The sequence below is a fragment of the Chryseobacterium sp. RU33C genome (assembly GCF_900156015.1).
Classification (GTDB): Bacteria; Bacteroidota; Bacteroidia; order Flavobacteriales; family Weeksellaceae; genus Chryseobacterium; species Chryseobacterium candidae.
Genome location: NZ_FTMT01000031.1, coordinates 1 through 18764, shown reverse-complemented (window position 1 = coordinate 18764; position 18764 = coordinate 1). Strand labels below are relative to the sequence as shown.

The 18764-nt window shown below is 36.7% G+C and carries 19 protein-coding genes; 10 read left to right on the top strand and 9 right to left on the bottom strand.

Translation table 11 applies throughout. The features are described 5' to 3' along the window. The first annotated feature begins 1 nt into the window (after nucleotide 1). Both BW946_RS19610 and BW946_RS19605 read left to right on the top strand, forming a co-directional pair. A complete protein-coding gene (locus tag BW946_RS19610; protein ID WP_076597778.1) occupies nucleotides 2-3190 on the top strand; it encodes an efflux RND transporter permease subunit in 3189 nt (1062 codons plus the stop codon). 107 nt (nucleotides 3191-3297) lie between these two features. Then, nucleotides 3298-3495: a hypothetical protein gene (locus BW946_RS19605; RefSeq protein WP_076597777.1), complete on the top strand. Its 198-nt coding sequence runs from the start codon at nucleotides 3298-3300 to the stop codon at nucleotides 3493-3495. Between the two features lie 9 nt (nucleotides 3496-3504). Here the strand turns inward: BW946_RS19605 and BW946_RS19600 are convergent, their stop codons facing one another. The 6 genes from BW946_RS19600 to BW946_RS19575 all read right to left on the bottom strand — a co-directional run bounded on the left by BW946_RS19600 (nucleotide 3505) and on the right by BW946_RS19575 (nucleotide 7699). Continuing rightward, nucleotides 3505-3951, bottom strand: a complete 447-nt coding sequence (locus BW946_RS19600) for a KTSC domain-containing protein (RefSeq protein WP_076597776.1) — start codon at nucleotides 3949-3951, stop codon at nucleotides 3505-3507. A gap of 263 nt (nucleotides 3952-4214) precedes the next feature. Continuing rightward, nucleotides 4215-4979, bottom strand: a complete 765-nt coding sequence (locus BW946_RS19595) for a hypothetical protein (RefSeq protein ID WP_076597775.1) — start codon at nucleotides 4977-4979, stop codon at nucleotides 4215-4217. Nucleotides 4980-5202: 223 nt separating this feature from the next. Then, on the bottom strand, nucleotides 5203-6105 hold the full coding sequence (locus BW946_RS19590; RefSeq protein ID WP_076597774.1) for a TIGR01777 family oxidoreductase: 903 nt from the start codon (nucleotides 6103-6105) through the stop codon (nucleotides 5203-5205). A 20-nt stretch (nucleotides 6106-6125) separates the two neighbouring features. Beyond that, nucleotides 6126-6470 carry a hypothetical protein gene (locus tag BW946_RS19585; RefSeq protein ID WP_076597773.1) on the bottom strand — a complete coding sequence of 115 codons (345 nt, stop codon included), beginning with the start codon at nucleotides 6468-6470 and terminating at the stop codon, nucleotides 6126-6128. A 5-nt stretch (nucleotides 6471-6475) separates the two neighbouring features. Beyond that, nucleotides 6476-7069 (bottom strand): HPP family protein, encoded by a 594-nt coding sequence (locus BW946_RS19580; protein ID WP_076597772.1) that lies wholly within the window; start codon nucleotides 7067-7069, stop codon nucleotides 6476-6478. Nucleotides 7070-7324: 255 nt separating this feature from the next. Beyond that, the gene (locus BW946_RS19575) at nucleotides 7325-7699 is read right to left on the bottom strand and encodes a helix-turn-helix domain-containing protein (RefSeq protein ID WP_076597797.1); all 375 of its coding nucleotides are present in this window, start codon (nucleotides 7697-7699) and stop codon (nucleotides 7325-7327) included. A 346-nt stretch (nucleotides 7700-8045) separates the two neighbouring features. Between BW946_RS19575 and BW946_RS19570 the strand changes: the two genes are divergently transcribed. The 7 genes from BW946_RS19570 to BW946_RS19540 all read left to right on the top strand — a co-directional run bounded on the left by BW946_RS19570 (nucleotide 8046) and on the right by BW946_RS19540 (nucleotide 13407). Further along, on the top strand, nucleotides 8046-8378 hold the full coding sequence (locus BW946_RS19570; protein WP_076597771.1) for a single-stranded DNA-binding protein: 333 nt from the start codon (nucleotides 8046-8048) through the stop codon (nucleotides 8376-8378). Between the two features lie 14 nt (nucleotides 8379-8392). After that, on the top strand, nucleotides 8393-8848 hold the full coding sequence (locus BW946_RS19565) for an HRDC domain-containing protein (RefSeq protein ID WP_228402653.1): 456 nt from the start codon (nucleotides 8393-8395) through the stop codon (nucleotides 8846-8848). Nucleotides 8849-8971: 123 nt separating this feature from the next. Next, nucleotides 8972-10342, top strand: coding sequence for a histidine--tRNA ligase (gene hisS, locus BW946_RS19560; RefSeq protein WP_076597769.1), 1371 nt, complete (start codon nucleotides 8972-8974; stop codon nucleotides 10340-10342). A 100-nt stretch (nucleotides 10343-10442) separates the two neighbouring features. Further along, a complete protein-coding gene (locus tag BW946_RS19555; RefSeq protein WP_139326047.1) occupies nucleotides 10443-11288 on the top strand; it encodes a PH domain-containing protein in 846 nt (281 codons plus the stop codon). Nucleotides 11289-11305: 17 nt separating this feature from the next. Continuing rightward, nucleotides 11306-11953 carry a GNAT family N-acetyltransferase gene (locus BW946_RS19550; RefSeq protein WP_076597767.1) on the top strand — a complete coding sequence of 216 codons (648 nt, stop codon included), beginning with the start codon at nucleotides 11306-11308 and terminating at the stop codon, nucleotides 11951-11953. A 63-nt stretch (nucleotides 11954-12016) separates the two neighbouring features. Next, nucleotides 12017-12553, top strand: coding sequence for a PH domain-containing protein (locus BW946_RS19545; protein WP_076597766.1), 537 nt, complete (start codon nucleotides 12017-12019; stop codon nucleotides 12551-12553). Between the two features lie 62 nt (nucleotides 12554-12615). Further along, nucleotides 12616-13407 (top strand): class I SAM-dependent methyltransferase, encoded by a 792-nt coding sequence (locus BW946_RS19540; RefSeq protein ID WP_076597765.1) that lies wholly within the window; start codon nucleotides 12616-12618, stop codon nucleotides 13405-13407. A gap of 95 nt (nucleotides 13408-13502) precedes the next feature. On the opposite strand, the gene BW946_RS19535 is transcribed toward BW946_RS19540, so the two are convergent. The 3 genes from BW946_RS19535 to BW946_RS19525 all read right to left on the bottom strand — a co-directional run bounded on the left by BW946_RS19535 (nucleotide 13503) and on the right by BW946_RS19525 (nucleotide 15831). Further along, entirely contained in the window at nucleotides 13503-13739 is a 237-nt protein-coding gene (locus BW946_RS19535; protein WP_076597764.1) for a YtxH domain-containing protein, read from the bottom strand. Between the two features lie 99 nt (nucleotides 13740-13838). After that, entirely contained in the window at nucleotides 13839-14681 is an 843-nt protein-coding gene (locus BW946_RS19530; RefSeq protein WP_076597763.1) for an isoaspartyl peptidase/L-asparaginase, read from the bottom strand. 262 nt (nucleotides 14682-14943) lie between these two features. Next, nucleotides 14944-15831, bottom strand: coding sequence for a cyanophycinase (locus BW946_RS19525; protein WP_076597796.1), 888 nt, complete (start codon nucleotides 15829-15831; stop codon nucleotides 14944-14946). A gap of 201 nt (nucleotides 15832-16032) precedes the next feature. Here BW946_RS19525 and cphA point away from each other — a divergent pair, with 201 nt between their 5' ends. Beyond that, entirely contained in the window at nucleotides 16033-18663 is a 2631-nt protein-coding gene (gene cphA, locus BW946_RS19520; RefSeq protein ID WP_076597762.1) for a cyanophycin synthetase, read from the top strand. The last annotated feature ends 101 nt before the right edge of the window (nucleotides 18664-18764 follow it).

Below are 18764 nucleotides of genomic sequence, written 5' to 3'. Positions count from 1 at the left end.
GATGAAGTTAGCAGAAATATCCATTAAAAGACCCTCGCTGGTAATTGTATTATTTACAATTCTGACGCTGGGAGGTATCCTGAGTTATACGCTCATGGGATACGAATTGATTCCGAAGTTTGAAACCAACATGGTAACCATTTCTACGGTATATCCGGGAGCTTCACCTGCAGAGGTGGAAACATCCGTAACCCGAAAGATTGAAGATGCCGTAGGTTCTTTGGAAAACGTTAAAAAAGTAGAATCTTCTTCATACGAAAGTTTATCCGTAATCATGGTTCAGCTGAACGACGGAGCCGATGTAGATTACGCTTTAAATGATGCACAGAGAAAGGTGAATGCTATTCTGGCAGACCTTCCGGAAGATGTAAAAGCACCGTCTCTGAACAAATTCTCTTTAGATGACTTACCTATTATCACGATGAGTATTTCATCTGATAAGCTGAACAGTAAAGACCTGTACGACTTATTGGATAAAAAGATTGAACCTATTTTCTCCCGTGTAAATGGGGTAGCTCAGGTTGACCTTGTAGGTGGACAGGAGAGAGAAATTCAGGTAAATCTTGATGAGAAAAAATTACAGGGGTACGGGCTTTCAATTGGAGATGTACAACAGGCCATTCTTTCATCAAACCTTGATTTCCCTACAGGAAGTTTGAAAACGAGAACTACAAAATCTACGATCAGACTTTCAGGAAAGTATAAATCTACGGAGGAAATGAATAACCTTGTTGTTTCCAATAAAAACGGTGCACAGGTACGTTTATCAGATATCGCAACAGTTTTTGACTCTCAGAAAGATGTTGAAAAAGTAGCGAGATTCAATCAGTTCCCGACTATTTTAATGCAGGTTAAAAAACAATCTGATGCAAATGCGGTAGCAGTATCTGAAAGTGTTCAGAAAACCATCAAAACTGTAGAAGATGCATACAAAGTTCAGGGAGTAAAAGTAAAAATCGTAAACGATACCACAGAATTTACCCTTGAATCTGCAAACCACGTTATTTTCGACTTATTCTTAGCGATTATCCTCGTGGCGATTGTAATGTTGTTATTCCTTCACAGTATCAGAAACGCCTTTATTGTAATGGTTTCTATCCCGGCTTCATTGGTGGCAGCCTTCATCGGAATGAACCTGATGGGATATACTTTGAACCTGATGAGTTTACTGGGATTATCCCTTGTGGTAGGTATCCTGGTGGATGACGCAATTGTAGTTCTGGAAAACATTTACCGTCACATGGAGATGGGTAAAAGTAAGATCAGAGCAGCATATGACGGAGCTTCAGAGATCGGATTTACCGTTGCTGCGATTACCCTGGTAATTGTGGTGGTATTCTTACCGATCGCGATGAGTTCAGGTCTTGTAGCCAACATCCTGGCACAGTTCTGCGTCACGGTAGTTATTGCCACCTTGTTATCATTATTGGCTTCATTTACCATCATTCCTTGGTTATCATCAAGATTCGGTAAATTGGAACATTTAACAGGTAAAAACTGGTTTGAGAAATTTATTCTTTGGTTTGAAGGATTAATTGACAAATTTACCCACTGGATCACAGGAATTCTTGAATGGTGTCTGAAAACTACATTAAGAAGAATCTCAACAGTAGTGATCACATTTATTGTTTTAATCAGTTCATTCATGTTGGTAAAATTTGGTTTCATTGGAAACGAGTTCTTCCCGCCAATTGACCGTGGTCAGTTCTTAGTACAAATGGAATTGTCAAAAGATGCAACCGTTGAAAAGACAAACCAATTAACATTAGAAGTTGAAAAATTCTTAAGAAACGATAAAGATGTTGTAGATCTTATTACAACAGTCGGACAGCAGTCTACAGGTTTTGGGGGTGCTCAGGCAACCACTTACCAGTCTGAGGTTCAGGTGAACTTAACAGATAAGTCTGAGCGTACAGAAAGCACCAACATCAAAGCTGCAAAAATAAAAAGACTGTTAGAGGAGAAATTCACAGGAGTTGAGTTTAAAACTGCTCCAATCGGTATTATGGGTGCTGAAAATGCTCCTATTGAAATGGTGGTGACAGGTCCTGATAACGCTACAGCAGTAAAAGAAGCAACGAGAATCCTTGAACTATTGAAAAAAGTTCCGGGAGCAGTAGATGCCGAATTGTCAACTGATACAGGTAGCCCTGAAGTTCAGGTAAGTATCGACAGAGATAAAATGTCTGCTTTAGGTTTAAACCTTTCAAGCGTAGGACAGACGATGCAGACAGCATTCAACGGAAATACAGACGGAAAATTCAGAGCCGGGGAATATGAATATGATATCAATATCCGTTTCGGAGATGTAAACAGACAATCTATTGATGATGTGAAAAACCTTATGTTTACAAACCCTCAGGGACAGCAGGTTCGTTTGAGCCAGTTTGCTAATGTGGAAATGGGTTCAGGGCCAAGTTTGCTGGAACGTAGAGACAAATCTCCTTCCGTAAAAGTAAGAGCAAAAGCTGTTGGTAGACCTGTTGGTGACGTAGCCAATGAGTGGGCGAATCAGTTCATGAACAGCACTAAAAAACCTGTGGGTGTAGATTACATCTGGAGTGGAGATATGGAAAATCAGCAGGAAGGTTTCGGTACATTGGGAATTGCATTATTGGCAGCTATCGTATTGGTGTACCTGGTAATGGTTTCCCTATATGACAGTTTCGTCTATCCTTTCGTGGTATTGTTCTCAATTCCGTTAGCAATGATCGGGGTAATGGTAATCCTTGCCTTAACAGCCAACTCACTGAATATTTTCACCATGCTGGGGATGATCATGTTGATTGGTCTGGTAGCGAAGAATGCGATCCTTATTGTTGACTTTACGAATGCAAGAAAGGCTGCAGGTGCCAATACCCACGATGCTTTGGTACAAGCCAATCACGCCCGTCTTCGTCCGATCCTGATGACCACCATTGCGATGATCTTCGGTATGTTACCGATCGCATTGGCAACAGGTGCCGGAGCTGAGATGAACAAAGGTCTTGCATGGGTAGTAATTGGTGGTTTAACATCATCACTATTCCTTACATTGATCATTGTACCGGTAGTATACTCTCTATTTGACTCTGTTCTAAGAAGAATGGGTAAAGATACTAAAGTAGACTACGAAGCTGAAATGAAAGCAGATTACGTACACAGAGAACTGAATGAAGACGGATTTACTCCGAAGCATTTAGATAAATAAATTAAACCTTTAATTAACCGAAAGCGCCTCAGATTTTCTGAGGCGCTTTTTTGTTGACATTTGATGATTTAAAATTGAGTTATATAGGTTTTGGCTAAAGCCATTGAATGATTTTTATTATTGTAAATGGGCTAAAGCCCATTTCTATTGATGATGATCATTCCGCATTAAGAAAATATTCAATAGGAGCGGGCTTTAGCCCGCTTAAATTTATAACAGCCAATATTGGCTTTAGCCAAAATATAACATCCGGTTTGGGCAACAAAAAAGCTTCCAGTAAAACTGAAAGCTCTTATATATTGTAATGTAAAAAATTAATCTGCCATCGCTTCTCCGGACTTTCTGTACACGAAGTTTCCGTAGATATGTCTTCTTGCAAAACGGCTTGGTGAATCAGCATTAATCATTTTGATATACGTGTTTTTTGGAACTCCCATATACTCATACATATTTCCGTTCAGATGCTGAACCGTTAAAATTGATTTTTCAAGATAAAAATCCTGAATATTAGATTTTGTAATCGTTTCAGTATATTCTTCCTTGTACTTTTCCTGGGTTTCAGAATTAATGCTTACCAAAAAGTGATACGCTTCAATCACAGATTTGCTCTTTTCTTCAGCTTCCAGTTTTCCGGCTTCATCATTAATAAATTTATCAGGATGCGTATCTTTCATCACATTTCTGTAAATGGTCTTTAATTCTTTTAGAGTAACATTTTTATCTACTCCAAGAAGCGTTCTGTGCTCACCAATTTTTTTCATATCTCTAATCCTTATTTTCGGGGTGCAAAATTACGGATTTAAATCTGATAAACCATAACTTATTCATTATTAATTTATTTGAGTGTTTTTAAAGCATTAAATTATAATGATAAAGAGCTGCTAGAGTGTGTATGGTCAACTTTCACAGCTCATTAAGATCTGATTGTAATGATTATTCAATCTGAAAATAAATAAAAACAGCACCCAATCTGAGTACTATTATTATATTTTTCAATAATTAAATCTTTCAATTTTTAATTCAGCTACGGCTCATCACAAGTTCTTTTCAGCTTAGTAAAAATCTTATCAAAATCCTTGTAAGAGGTCTCTTCATTATCACGCTTTTGTCTGAAACTGCTGTTGGCACAGTTGTGAAAACCCAGCCCAATCATATCGATTAATGCATAATCTTCTTTTTGAGGATCATTCATTTTGGCATCAAACCTTGCCATTACACCCTTGGGGTCAGCATTATTTTTGCTTTTAAGTTCAGTGTATGTTCGCCATGCTGCAAACATCTTTTCTCTGTCGGGCGAGGATATGGCATCAATCTGCTCTTTGCAGGTATCATAATATTTACTGTTTCTCAATGTGGAAGGATCAGAATAGGCAAGGATTTCTTCTTTATTAAGCTGGTATTCATTTTCAAAAGAATCGATAGTTTCTTCCATTAATTTTTTCCATTTGGGAAGATCAATTACTTTGAGGCTGTACAATTCTTTTTTCTTTTCGTCATACTGCTTTTCCAGTTCCTGTAAATACGTTTCTCTGTTTTTACGGATTTCTTCAAGCTGGGCAATTTTAAAAACAGGCTGGGTATCAAATACAACCCCATTGAACTGATACAAAAGTTTGTTGATCCCATCTATTTCTTCTTTCTTATATTTAGCCGGGTCAAAATACCCTTTGTTGTCACAGTTAAAAGTCTGATAGCTGTAAGGGGTAAGATTGTTTGCTTTTGCAGGAGTTTTTTGCCCCCAAATAGTAATGGATAAGGCCAAAGCAAGCCCGATCATCATTTTTTTCATGTACATAACCTGTTGAAAGAATCCGAATTTTCTGAATTTCTATGCAAAATTAAGGCTTTAAATTGAAAATATAAAGGATTAAATAGATTTTCTCAATGGTTTTTGTAAATTTTATATGAATTTTGCACTAACGATTTAATACTTTAAAAATTTCAGACCGTAAAATTCTAAAAAATGAATAGTAATAAACTGATACAGAGCTGTTTTTGTTAATAATAACTACTTACTTTAATAAATCTTTTAAAGCTTTCTCAAGATCCGGAAATTTGAAATGGAATCCTGCATCCTCAAGTTTCTTTGAGGAAGCCCGTGACCCTTCCAATATAGCAACAGCGAGTTCGCCAAATAATAGTTTCAGAACAAACCCGGGAACATTAGGCATAAATAAAGGTTTCTTAAGTACCTGGGCAATCTTTTTTGTCAGCTCTTTATTGGTGGCATGCTGTGGAGAGACTGCATTATAAGCTCCATCCATATTAGGATTTTTTAAAGCAAATTCATAAATAGAACAAATATCTTCAATATGAACCCAGGGCATGTATTGCTTGCCGCTTCCCAGAGGAGAACCGATATAATATTGGATAGGAGGGATCATTTTCTTTAATGCTCCGTCCTTTTCAGAAAGAACAACAGCGGTACGTATTTTGACAACTCTTTCTGCCAGATCCTGTTCCTTAAAATCGTCAGCAGCCCTTTCCCATAAAACAACTACCTCACTTAGAAAATCGTTGCCTGGCGGATCTGTTTCTGTATAAATTTTTTCTGAAGTTTCCGTACCATAAAAATTAATTCCCGAAGCTGAAATAAAAGATTTTAGCCTGATCTTGTTTTTTCTTAAAGTTGTTCTCAGCAATTCCGCAGAATCTACACGGCTGGAAATCAGTTCTTTTTTTCTTTCCGGGGTCCAGCGCTTTTCTGAAATATTAGCCCCTGCAAGATGAATGATGTGGGACACATTCTCAAAGGCGGTCTCATCAATAGTTCCTTTTTTGATGTCCCATTCATATTCATGATTATGAACTTTTTTTCGGGTCAGAAACCTGATTTCGTATTCCTTATCTATTTTTTTTGCCAGTTCCTTGGCAATCATGCCGCCGGCACCTGTGATCAGAACGACTTCTTTCATAATTTTATATTTGTGGTGGGTTATGCCTGATTTTTTACAATCAGTACAAAATCATCTTCCAGAAGTTTATAACCGCAATCATAGATGAATTTGTATTCAGAACCGTTTTTATAAACTTTCAGGTTGGTAAAATAATCGAAATCAAAACCCAAGCCATCCAGTCTGGACCTGGGAACTTTTGTTTTACCATCGGTATTAATTTCCATCAGAATACGGTAATTCTTACGGAGTTTATTGTTTACATTCCGCATCAGATTGTTAGAATCCTTATTCTGCTTATTGTTATAGGCGTTCCGACAGGCATCATTGCAGAATTTTTTATCTGATCTTCCAATGATCTTCTCGCCACATTCCAGACAATTCATGATTTTTATTTTAAGTGATGTTGGTGTCTTTTTTTTAACCGTCTTTTGAACATGCTGTGGGTGGGATAGCTTCTGTTGGGAGTAATATTATTAAAAAATAAGGCTACAATCAAAAGAATAATGCATCCGGAAAGAACAGGGGAGAGTACATACCAGTAGCCCAGTTCCGGAATTTTTCCTGTAGAACTCACTGCAATCAGCGCTGTAGCTCCCCCAGGTGGATGTAATGTTTTCGTATACTGCATCAATACAATGGAAAATGCTACTGCTAAAGGTGCCGAAAGCCAGATAATATCCGGAACAAGCTGATAGACGGTAACGCCTACCAATGCCGAAAGTACATGCCCGCCTATAAGGTTTCGGGGTTGGGCCAAAGGACTCTGGATAGCACCATAAATAAGAACGCTTGATGCTCCAAAAGAACCGATCAGGAATATATTTTCAGTTTCTGTGAGTGAATGAGACTGGATAAACGCAATGATCCCAATCCCGAAAAATGCTCCCAGAAATGACCAGAAATGTTCCTTATAATCAACAAGCGTCTCTTTATAAATCACATATTTTGAAACCCTGAATGTTCTTTTGATTGTCTTCTTCATTTACTCTTCTTTATCTTTTATAATTTAAATTAGATTTTCCGCGAACGGCTGTAAAACATGGTATGAATATAAATTCCTCTCGTAATTGTTCACAATACAGACCGTGTGTCAAAGATACGGAATTATCCGTTTGTAAATGGATAGGATTTGAATGATATAAGGACCGTTAAATGTCATATTACTTCATAAAAAAGTAAGTCAGAATAGAAATGTTCTATCCTGACTTTAGTATGCTTTTTTGTGAAAAAATGTTTTCTATTTTTTCAGCCGGTTAATCTCTTCTTTCAGCAGAGCAATATATTCCTGCATGGTTTTTATGATTTCTATGCTTAATTCATTGCTGATATGCCCCATATTGTTGGCGGAGAAACCACTGTTACCAACGTTTGCTCCAGGGCTGTCATTAAAAACAGGATTTTCAATAATAATGGTAGCTTCCTCTTCTTCATAAATTTCGTCTACCGGAACGTCTAAAAACTTAGCCAGCTTTTGCCATTCAGTCTGTGTTATAGATACACCACCGCTTTCTTTTCTGCTATAATTGGAGACGTCAGTGGGGATCACTTCAGCCATTTGCTGCTGAGTAAATCCTTTCATCTTTCTTACTGTACGTAGTTTTTCTTTTTGCATGTCAGACGTTTTTACAAATTTGCAAAAAAAAATCAAATTAAAGAGAAAAAATCCCTTGTCATATATCTGTTTTTCCATGTTTTTTTTTAAAGAAAAATATTTTAGGAAGTGTTTTCATTTTATTAAATTTTTAATTAATCGCAGGTATTAATGCCTTTTTAATTCTGATAAATTCTGTATAAGAAAGATTCTTTTTATTTTATTATCCGTTTTCAAACGGTTACAAACGAATTTAAATAGTTTATAACCGGCTGAGAATGGGAAGCATCGCAATCTTTGCAACAGAGATTTGAGAAAGCAGTGAACGTCTCTTATCTGAATTATTAATCTTTAAAATATAAAAGTTATGTCACTAAGAAACAAAGTAACATTAATTGGTTACACCGGTAAAGAAGTTGAAATGGTAAACTTCGACAATGGAAATGTAAAAGCAAGTGTATCCTTAGCTACCAGTGATCATTACACCAATGCTAAAGGAGAAAAAGTAGAAGAAACGCAATGGCACAATTTGATTGCATTTGGGAAAACAGCAGAAATCTTTGAAAAGTATGTTCCTAAAGGAAAAGAAATTGCCATTGAAGGAAAGCTTACCTACAGATCATATGATGATAAAGATGGGATAAAGCGGTACATCACGGAAATTCGTGTAGATGAAATCCTACTGTTAGGAGGAAAATAACTTTAAAAACACCTATGATGAGAGTGAAAATTTTTAAAATCAGGCTGCCTGAAGAATTTCTCTACAAAGATCAGAAAATGCTGGATGATTTCCTGGAAGGTAACGAGATTATAAAAGCAGAAACCGCTTTTGTAAGTGAAGAAAAATATTGGTCTGTAATATTGTATTTTGAAAACTTAAAACCAGCAAAAAATACAGTGAAAGAGCCAAAGGCAGCTAAATATTCTGCAGAAAATGATCTTTTGAATACAGATGAAGAAAAGATCCTGGACGCATTGAAGCTCTGGAGATCAGAAAAAGCACGGGAACATAATCTTCCTACTTATTTCATCGCAAGTAACAAAGAACTGATATCTGTTGCCAAGTATAAACCTGCTAAGAAAGAGGAATTACTGGAGATCAAAGGGTTCGGGAAGCATAAGATTGAAAATTATGGTGAAGAAATTCTTGAAATCCTTGAAAGCTTATGACTTTTTTGGAATAATTGATAACATCACAAGAAAAGCTGAGGGAAGACTTTCTTCAGCTTTTTATACTATGTAAAATTCCTTTCAATTCCGTACTTTTGCATTTATCAAAATGACATACAACAAATGAAGCCAAGTTTAGCAAAAGGGACGAGAGATTTTACGGCACAGGAAGTTTCCAGAAGAAAATATATCATCAATATTTTACAGAATAATTTTGAATTATTCGGTTTTCAACCATTGGAAACCCCAAGCTTTGAAAATCTTTCTACGTTAACAGGAAAATACGGAGAAGAAGGTGACCGCTTAATTTTTAAAATTTTAAATTCAAGTATCAATGAAGCAAAAGAAGAGAAAAAAACTCAGATGCTTCATGACTTTCAAAAAGCATTGGAAAAGCCATTCAGTGCAGAGAGCCTTACTGATAAAGCTCTTCGTTATGACCTTACCGTACCCTTTGCAAGATTTGTAGCGATGAATCATGGTAAACTGACGTTTCCATTCAAACGTTCTCAGATCCAGCCGGTGTGGAGAGCAGACAGGCCTCAGAAAGGAAGATTCAGAGAGTTTTATCAGTGTGATGCCGACGTTGTAGGAAGCGAGAGTTTACTACAGGAAGTAGAGCTGGTTCAGTTGTATCTGAAATCTTTTGCAGATCTGAAAGTTCCTGTAACCATTCATATGAACAACAGAAAGATTCTATCCGGATTGGCAGAATATGCAGGAATCACAGATAAGTTGATAGATTTCACTGTAGCACTAGATAAGCTGGATAAAATAGGTAAAGACGGAGTTGTAAAAGAATTATTGGAAAGAGAAATTTCTCAGGAATCTATTGATAAGCTGGATTTCTTGTTCAGCCAGTCGGATGATGCGCTGGACAATCTTCTTCAGCTGAAAGAGAAATTTGCAGAAAATGAAATCGGTCTGAAAGGAGTGGAAGAACTGGAATTTGTTCTTACACAATCGCTGAACCTGGGTGTGGATATTCAAAACTTAGTTTTCAATATTACTTTGGCAAGAGGACTGGATTATTATACAGGAGCTATCTTTGAAGTGAAAGCAGATGAAGTTGCCATGGGATCCATCGGAGGTGGCGGTAGATATGATAACCTTACTGAAGTTTTTGGCGTTAAAAATATTCCTGGAATAGGAATTTCATTCGGATTAGACAGAATTTATCTTGTGATGGAAGAACTCAATCTATTCCCTGAAGAAGCATCAGCCAAAATAGAATATCTGTTTGCTAACTTTGGAGGTGAAGGAATTACAGATGCATTGAAGCTAATCATGCAGCTAAGAGCCAAAGGAATTTCAGCAGAATTATATCCTGAAAATGCAAAGATCAACAAACAGTTTACCTATGCTGAAAAGAAAGGCATAAAGAATCTTGTTTTCCTGGGTGAAGAAGAAATTAAAAATAATACGGTTACTTTTAAAGATCTTGAAGCAGGAGAGCAGAAAACGGTTTCCTTAGAAGAGTTTTTAGGAGAATAATAGGATAGATACATAAAAAAACAAATCAACCACAAAAGTAATTTTGTGGTTGATTTGTTTGATGGATGCTAAGATTTAAATACTTTTGAGTAAAAAAGGAATGACTAATAATTGTGCATTGTGTACTACAGAATTAACATCCATGGATACCCTTTTGGGAGCAAATACGCTTTCAGACGGTAATGTCTTATGCAATAAATGTTTAAATAAAGTAACTGATATCAATGAAGAGTTGCTTTATAATCTTAATAAATTCAGCATTCATGATATCAGTAAAATGCTGAGCAAAGAGAAAACCGAAGAAGTCCAGGCAGTAATGACTGCAGACAAGAACCTTCCTGCAATGGCAGATTATGACTCTCATCAAATCCCAAAAGAGGTTTATAAACGAAGACGCCAGAAAATAACGAAGGAACTGGAAAGTCTTCATGCTAATCTGTCCATCTTTACCAAAGGAGAAATCAAAGAACTTCCGTATTTGATTTCAGAAGATGAGCAGATCATCGCTATTACAGATGCTCAGTTTGTGAATACTTTGGCAGCAGGAATATTGGTGGCAACACCGTTGAGGCTGATTTCAGTATCAAAAGCAATGTTTGGCGATGCAAAAATCAATAATTATCCAAACGAAACCATTAAGGCTGTAAGTTTTGTAACAGATCCCAGATCACCAATTATTAAATTACATCTTGACGAAAGAGTGGTAGCGTTTGAATGCTTTATGGATAAAGATGATGCAGAAAATTTCTATGACAAGATAAAAGGTATTTATAATCATCCTAAAGAACAATCTCCAAAACAAATTGATAATGTGGTAAACAAAGGAATTTCATCAGAAGAAATTCTAAACCAGCTTGAGAAATTAGGAAAATTGAGAGAGAACGGAATTTTAACCGATACGGAATTTGCAGAGCAAAAAAAGAAACTGCTGGAGCAATTAAAATAAAATTTGTAAACCGAATTATGAAGGATAAAGTATCTTCAAAAATAGTAGAGAGCTGGCTTAAAGGATGGTGCCTGTCAAGAGAAGTATCTTTTCCCCTTCCCTATAAATCCGGGTTTTATGTAAATGTAGGAGATGAAAAGCAAAAAGAACGTTTTGTGTTTCCTGAGCTTAATGATGATTTTTTCCAGCATGCCCATTCAATTGATGATCCGTGGATTTATCTGAAAGTATCTGCTTCTCCTGATGAATTTATACATAGAATTCCCGAAAGGTGGAAACTGCAGCCACAGGGATATATGATGACCTGTTTTCATCCTATGAATTTTGCGGAAATGAATCTTGCAGAAGGATATCATTTAGAATTTTCTGAGTATAATACAACCTTTGTTGTCAGGATTGTAGCGGAAAATGGTGAACAGGCTTCTATTGGCCGTGTTTCTCTTATTGATGACGTTGCAGTGTATGACAGGATTATTACCGAAACAAACCATCAAAGGAAAGGGCTCGCTCGTTTTTTATTGAAAGAATTGGAGAAGATCGCTTTGTATAAAGGTTTTTCAAATAATCTTTTAGTGGCTACAGAAGAAGGAAAACTATTGTATGAGACTTTGGGCTGGAAGCTGTATTGCCTGCACACTTCTGTAGTGATTCCTTCAGAAGGCTGATTTTTTTATTGAATTAAATTTTTTATTACAAAAAAAACTAATTTAGCCCTGTAAACTAATACTATGAGTAAAAAATCAAGACTAGACGAAATAAGAGAAGAACTTAAAAAGCTGGATATCAGCCCTACCATATTTGCCCGGAAAGAAATTCATGAATTACCGGATATCCTTTCACCGGAGGAAAGAATTGTATATCTGGTAGAAGGCAGAAATAAACTGAACAATCATCATATCATCTTAGTAGCCACTGACAGAAGACTGATTTTTGTGGATAAGGAATTCATGTACGGATTGAAAGTGGAAGACTTTTCTTACAGTAAGATAAGCTCCATACAATATGAAACAGCATTTTTACTGGCTTCCATAGATATTCAGGTTACAGATGATATGGTAGAGATTGATGGAGTAGGAAAGTATCATGCTGAACTGTTCTGCGAAAAAGTAAGAGAATTCATGTCCCATCCGGAAACACATTTTCAGAGCAAATCTGAACCTAGTGTTTTAGATCAGTTGGAACAATTGGGAAGATTAAAAGAAACGGGAGTTCTAAGTGAAGACGAATTTCTTGAGCAAAAGAAGAAATTGATAGATAAATTATGATCAATGTATGCTGGTAATAAAAATTATTTTATAGGAAAACTCACACTTTTTTAACTTAAACCATGGAAAATTACTTAGAAATTAATAAAAAATCATGGAACGCTAAAGTAGAACCTCATCTGAAATCGGATTTCTACTTTGTAGATGAATTTTTAAAAGGAAGAACATCCCTGAACTCAATAGAATTAAATCTTCTTGGAGATATAAAAGGAAAAACTATTCTGCATTTGCAGTGCCATTTTGGGCAGGATTCTATTTCCCTGTCAAGAATGGGAGCAAAAGTGACCGGAATTGATCTTTCTGATAAAGCTATTGATACCGCCGGAGATCTTGCAGAAAAATGCGGTAGCGATACAGAATTTATCTGTTCAGATGTGTATAATTTGCCAAATGTTCTGGATCAGAAATTTGATATCGTTTATACAAGCTATGGTACAATAGGATGGCTTCCCGATCTTGAAAAATGGGCAGATGTTATCAATCATTTTTTGAATCCGGGAGGAAAATTCATTATGGCAGAATTTCACCCTGCCGTCTGGATGTTTGATGATGATTTTACAAAAGTAGCTTATAGCTATTTCAATGAAAAACCGATTGTAGAAACTTATGAAGGAACATATGCGGATCAGTCCGCATCCATCGTGCAGGAATATGTTATGTGGAATCATTCTTTGGCAGAAGTCCTTGATAATTTGATTAAAAAAGATTTACAACTGAATACTTTCCGGGAGTTTGACTGGTCACCATATCCTTGTTTCAGACACGTAGAAGAATTTGAAAAAGGGAAATGGAGAATTCCACAGTTCGGCAATAAAATACCTCTTGTGTATGCGCTGGCAGCACAGAAAAAATAAAACCACAATGGTTAACAAAAATAAAAAGTCATCGTAAGTACTATTACGATGACTTTTTCCTATATATGAATGTTAAAAAAACTGCTCTGTGTTGGCTAGCTTAGGGAATCCTCAGCTTTTGCTTTTACTTCGTCCACTTTATTCTGAACCTGGGAAGCAACATCATTGGCTTTGCTCTTAAGGTCATTTCCCCATTTATTAAGATTGTCTTTTGCAGTATTGATTTTATCCTTTACAGCTTGTTGATCTTCAGGGCTCGAATTCTTATATTTCCAATAAGCTAATGCACCTAGTCCAAGTAAAGCTAATAATCCTTTTGTCTTGTTTCCCATGATTTCTATTTTTTATGTTATTACTATTACAATTTGTTGTTATGAATAATGTAAAATACGTGCCAAAAAAATAAATGGACTTATAAAAAAATGTTAAATTTAAGAGAAGACTTCAAGTTTTTCGCCATCAAAACTGGCGAAAACCATAGTAGGATACGAATCCCTATGATAGATATTTCCATCTTTATCAATAGCGATAGCACCTGCGAATCCATCAATAGTTTTAAGTTCATCAAATGTTTTGCTGAAAGCCTGTTCAAGGCTCATACCATCCGTAACTCTGGTTACAATTTTGGCAGCAGTAGCATTGCTGACAATATCTTCACCTACACCAGTACAACTTACCGCACAGAAAGCATTGGCATAATTTCCTGCCACAGTGGCAGAATCTGAAATTCTTCCGGGAATCTCAAACCCCTTTCCTCCGGTAGACGTGGCAACAGCCAGTTTTCCTTCATGGTCAATGGCTACACAGCCTACAGTTCCTTTACCTCCATTGGCTAGTTTGGCCTCATACTCTTTTCTTCTCTGGGGAATTTCCGTAGAAAAATTTTCGAAACCATTTTCTGTAGCATATATTTTGGCACCATTTCCTCCTAAAACTCTGTCATCCTCACGGATAAGATCTTTAGCAACAAAAATAGGATTCTGTACATTCTGAATATTAATGACACCGCTTAGTTTCTGAGTGTTCCCGTTCATGATGGCAGCACTCATACGGATTACACCATCACTCTGGATTTGAGAACCGATTCCCGCATTATATAACGGATCATCTTCCAGTAAGGAAACAGCATAGGCAACGGTATCAAAAGCCGAATGTGTTGTAAGATAGTCGAATGCCTTTTGAGCAATTTCTTTTAATGAATCCTGTTTTGCTGTTTTTACTTCGTGGCTTTGGTCGCTTTCAGAAAAAAAACCTCCGTGGATAATTACTTTCATAAAATTATAGATGATGATTGATAAATGATATTCTTTTACGAAGTTAATTAATAAAAGATAAAAGATAAAAGATAAAAGATAAAAGATAAAAGATAAAATTGTTAAACAACTATTATGCATCTGGATATCAACATCAATAGGGGTGGGCTTTAGCCCGCCTTACAATAAACATTTTAAATTCATTGGCTTTAGCCCAACTTGAAATATGAAGTTAAATAAAAAACGGAACCGAGGTTCCGTTTGTATAGCTGTATTTGTTGTTCTATTTATCCTGTGGTATCGGATTAAACTGAGAATTCTCAATCGTCAGCGTTTTTGTCTTCAGATCATAATGATCATTCATAGACATAACATGTACTGTTAAATTATCAATAGAAATCGGTTCTCCAAGATTGATATTAGTAAGGTTGGTATCTTTGATAAACCTTCCGTCTACCAGAATAACAAGACCTGAACCTACGGCAGTCATTACATCATTATGAATGAAAAGTCCTGTATCTTCACCCAATCCGATTCCCAGTGTTCTTGGATTGTTGACTACTGCCTGGAAAAGACGTCCGATTCTTCCCCTCTGTACAAAATGAGTATCAATAATAACATTATCGATTAACCCCAATCCCTGAGTGGTTTTGATTTCTCCTTTCAATAAGGCTTCAGAACTGCTTCCCTGGTAGATCATATTTTCAGAAGCTGCGGCAGCACCTGCAGAAGTTCCGGAATAAATAAAATCCTGTTCCTGGTATTTTAATAAAATCGTGTCATGAAATCTTGTTCCTCCAAGAATAGAAGTCAGTCTCAGCTGATCTCCTCCCGTGAACATCATCACATCGGCAGCGTTGGCTCTTGCCACCATTGCATCAGAATTGGCTTCTTCACGGTTGTGGATGTCAAGAACATTTACATTTTTAGCTCCAAGAAATTCAAATGCTTTTTTATATTCAGAACCTACGATCTGAGGAATTTGAGATGCGGTTGTTACAATTTCAATCACAGAATCTTCCTTTAGTTTTGATTCGTTGATGATCTTTCGCAAGATCCCTCGCTCAAAAAAATTAAGATTCTTTTCTATATTCTGATCATAATCGGTTTCAGCAAAACTTCCTTTGTTTACAGCGCCTCCGATAACTATTAATTTTCCAACAGGTTTCATCATTGTACAAAATTAAAAAATAATTCACATTCTTTCGCTAATTTCATGCCATCTTTAGTTGATTTTTAATGTTTTAGGAATGTTAATTAAAATTATTTTTTTTTTAACAAATCTTTAAATGTGGTATAGTTTCGTTTAGGGTTTTACATTATCTTTGGTTTTGAAAGGAGTTATTGTTAACTGTTAAAATGCCAATAGACTATGAAAATCGAAAAGATTCAGGCACTAAGAGGTCCTAACATCTGGAGCATCAGAAGAAAGAAGCTGATACAGATGAGGTTGGACTTAGAAGAAATGGAAAATTATCCTACCAATAAAATCGAAGGATTTCGGGAAAGGATTGAAAAATTAATCCCATCATTGATTACGCACCGATGCTCGGAAGGAGTAGAAGGAGGCTTTTTCCATAGAGTGGAAACGGGAACCTGGATGGGACACGTCATTGAGCATATTGCTTTGGAAATACAGACCCTGGCAGGAATGGATGTAGGGTTTGGAAGAACCCGTGAAACAAAAACTCCGGGAGTATATAATGTAGTATTTAATTATATCGAAGAAAATGCAGGGATCTTTGCTGCAGAAGAATCTGTTAAGATTGCAGAAGCGCTGATTGAAGGCAAAGATTATGATTTGAATGCATGTATTCATAGATTAAAAGAAATCAGGGAGCGTGTTCGTCTCGGGCCTTCCACTGGAAGTATTGTGGAAGAAGCTGCATCCAGAAGAATTCCATGGATAAGATTGGGAACAAACTCTCTGGTACAGCTTGGCTATGGGGTAAACCAGCAAAGATTTCAGGCTACGATTACCGGAAACACAAGTTCTATTGCTGTAGATATTGCCTGTAATAAAGAATTAACAAAGAGAATGCTTCATGATGCAGCTATTCCGGTACCCACTGGAGAGCTGGTAGTTGATGAAGAAGAATTAAATGCTGTGATCAGAAAAATCGGGTATCCTATTGTTATCAAGCCTTTGGATGGAAATCATGGAAAAGGATCTTCTATTAATGTTAACGATTGGGATGCTGCCAAGATAGGTCTTGAACACGCTCAGAAATATTCAAGAAAAGTAATTGTTGAAAAATACATTACGGGATATGATTTCCGTATACTGGTAATCAATAATAAAATGGTGGCTGCTGCCAGAAGAGTTCCTGCCCATGTTGTAGGAGATGGAGAACTGAACCTTCAGCAGCTTATTGAAAAAGAAAACAAAGATCCAAGGAGAGGCTATGGTCATGAAAATGTCCTTACCGAAATTGAAGTGGACAAAGATACTGTAGAATTACTTGATAAGCTTCAGTACACGCTGGAAACCATTCCTCAAAGAGGAGAAGTGGTGTACCTGAAATCAACAGCCAATCTTTCAACGGGAGGAACATCCATTGATGTCACTGATATGGTGCATCCGGAAAATATCACGATGGCTGAAAGAATTTCCAAAATTATCGGATTGGATGTCTGCGGTATTGATGTGATGGCAGAGAACCTCACCCAGCCTTTAAAGGAAAGTGGCGGAGCTATCATTGAAGTCAACGCTGCGCCGGGGTTCAGAATGCATCTTGCTCCAAGTGAAGGGCTACCCAGAAATGTAGCTGCACCTGTGGTTGATATGCTTTATCCTCAGGGAAAACCCTTTACCATTCCAATCATTGCGGTAACGGGAACCAATGGAAAAACAACAACTACGAGACTTATTTCCCATATTGTAAAAAGCAATGGTTACAGAGTAGGATTTACCACTTCGGATGGAATTTATATTCAGAATACCATGCTGTCAAAAGGAGATACTACCGGACCGCTTTCTGCAGAATTTATCTTAAAAGACCCTACCGTAGAATTTGCCGTGCTGGAAACAGCAAGAGGCGGTATCTTACGTTCAGGACTTGGCTTTTCACAATGTGATATCGGTGTTTTGACCAATATTGAGGAGGATCATTTGGGAATGAATGATATTCACAGTCTGAAGGATCTTACCAAAGTAAAGCGTGTTGTACTGGATAGCGTGAAAAAAAGCGGCTGGAGTGTTTTAAATGCCGACAACGAATATTCTATGAAGATTGTGAGTGATCTCGATTCCAATGTGGCTATTTTCAGTATGGATGAAAACAATCCTCATATTGTAAAATTTGCCAAAGAAGGAAAGATCACCTGTGTTTATGAAGAAGGTTTTGTAACCATCAAAAAAGGAGACTGGAAAATCAGAATAGGAAAAGCCAAAGACTTCCCGATTACCATGGAAGGAAAGGCCAGGTTTATGATCGAAAATGTATTGGCAGCCAGTTTGGCAAGTTATCTATACGGATTCGGAATTGAAGATATTTCTAATTCTTTGAGAACTTTTATTCCAAGTGCTCAGCTCACACCGGGAAGACTGAATATTTTTAAATTTAAAAACTTTAAGGTACTGATTGACTTTGCTCATAATCCTTCAGGATACGAAGCCATTGAAGATTATCTGAAAAACGTAGAATCCACCAAGAAAATAGGTATTATTTCCGGTGTCGGAGACCGAAGAGATAACGATATCAGAGAATGTGGAAAGATTGCAGGACGAATGTTTGATTATATTATCATCCGGAATGAAAAACATCTTCGTGGAAGAACGGAAGACGAAATTAACGGATTGATTATTGATGGGATTAATTCTGCAGGCAGAGATGTGAGTTATGAGATTATTCCCAAAGAGATTGAAGCATTAAAACACGCCATGGGAATGGCTGAAGAAGGAACATTTATTACTGCTTTAAGTGATGTTATTTCCAATGCCATTGATCTGGTTCAGGAATACCAGGCCAAGGAATTACTGGAAGACGATAAAAACCTGTAAATACATGACACTATCCCACAAAGTGTGTAAGTTAAAAAGTCAGGGCTTGGATTTTATAATCTGAGCCTTTCTTCAAAAATAAGCATAAATTGGTTGAGAAC

Excerpts from the sequence above, each read along its gene's own strand:
- BW946_RS19610 (WP_076597778.1), top strand. The coding sequence starts at position 2 with ATGAAGTTAGCAGAAATATCCATTAAAAGACCCTCGCTGGTAATTGTA.
- BW946_RS19605 (WP_076597777.1), top strand. The coding sequence starts at position 3,298 with ATGATTTTTATTATTGTAAATGGGCTAAAGCCCATTTCTATTGATGAT.
- BW946_RS19600 (WP_076597776.1), bottom strand. The coding sequence starts at position 3,951 with ATGAAAAAAATTGGTGAGCACAGAACGCTTCTTGGAGTAGATAAAAAT.
- BW946_RS19595 (WP_076597775.1), bottom strand. The coding sequence starts at position 4,979 with ATGAAAAAAATGATGATCGGGCTTGCTTTGGCCTTATCCATTACTATT.
- BW946_RS19590 (WP_076597774.1), bottom strand. The coding sequence starts at position 6,105 with ATGAAAGAAGTCGTTCTGATCACAGGTGCCGGCGGCATGATTGCCAAG.
- BW946_RS19585 (WP_076597773.1), bottom strand. The coding sequence starts at position 6,470 with ATGAATTGTCTGGAATGTGGCGAGAAGATCATTGGAAGATCAGATAAA.
- BW946_RS19580 (WP_076597772.1), bottom strand. The coding sequence starts at position 7,069 with ATGAAGAAGACAATCAAAAGAACATTCAGGGTTTCAAAATATGTGATT.
- BW946_RS19575 (WP_076597797.1), bottom strand. The coding sequence starts at position 7,699 with ATGCAAAAAGAAAAACTACGTACAGTAAGAAAGATGAAAGGATTTACT.
- BW946_RS19570 (WP_076597771.1), top strand. The coding sequence starts at position 8,046 with ATGTCACTAAGAAACAAAGTAACATTAATTGGTTACACCGGTAAAGAA.
- BW946_RS19565 (WP_228402653.1), top strand. The coding sequence starts at position 8,393 with ATGATGAGAGTGAAAATTTTTAAAATCAGGCTGCCTGAAGAATTTCTC.
- hisS (WP_076597769.1), top strand. The coding sequence starts at position 8,972 with ATGAAGCCAAGTTTAGCAAAAGGGACGAGAGATTTTACGGCACAGGAA.
- BW946_RS19555 (WP_139326047.1), top strand. The coding sequence starts at position 10,443 with ATGACTAATAATTGTGCATTGTGTACTACAGAATTAACATCCATGGAT.
- BW946_RS19550 (WP_076597767.1), top strand. The coding sequence starts at position 11,306 with ATGAAGGATAAAGTATCTTCAAAAATAGTAGAGAGCTGGCTTAAAGGA.
- BW946_RS19545 (WP_076597766.1), top strand. The coding sequence starts at position 12,017 with ATGAGTAAAAAATCAAGACTAGACGAAATAAGAGAAGAACTTAAAAAG.
- BW946_RS19540 (WP_076597765.1), top strand. The coding sequence starts at position 12,616 with ATGGAAAATTACTTAGAAATTAATAAAAAATCATGGAACGCTAAAGTA.
- BW946_RS19535 (WP_076597764.1), bottom strand. The coding sequence starts at position 13,739 with ATGGGAAACAAGACAAAAGGATTATTAGCTTTACTTGGACTAGGTGCA.
- BW946_RS19530 (WP_076597763.1), bottom strand. The coding sequence starts at position 14,681 with ATGAAAGTAATTATCCACGGAGGTTTTTTTTCTGAAAGCGACCAAAGC.
- BW946_RS19525 (WP_076597796.1), bottom strand. The coding sequence starts at position 15,831 with ATGAAACCTGTTGGAAAATTAATAGTTATCGGAGGCGCTGTAAACAAA.
- cphA (WP_076597762.1), top strand. The coding sequence starts at position 16,033 with ATGAAAATCGAAAAGATTCAGGCACTAAGAGGTCCTAACATCTGGAGC.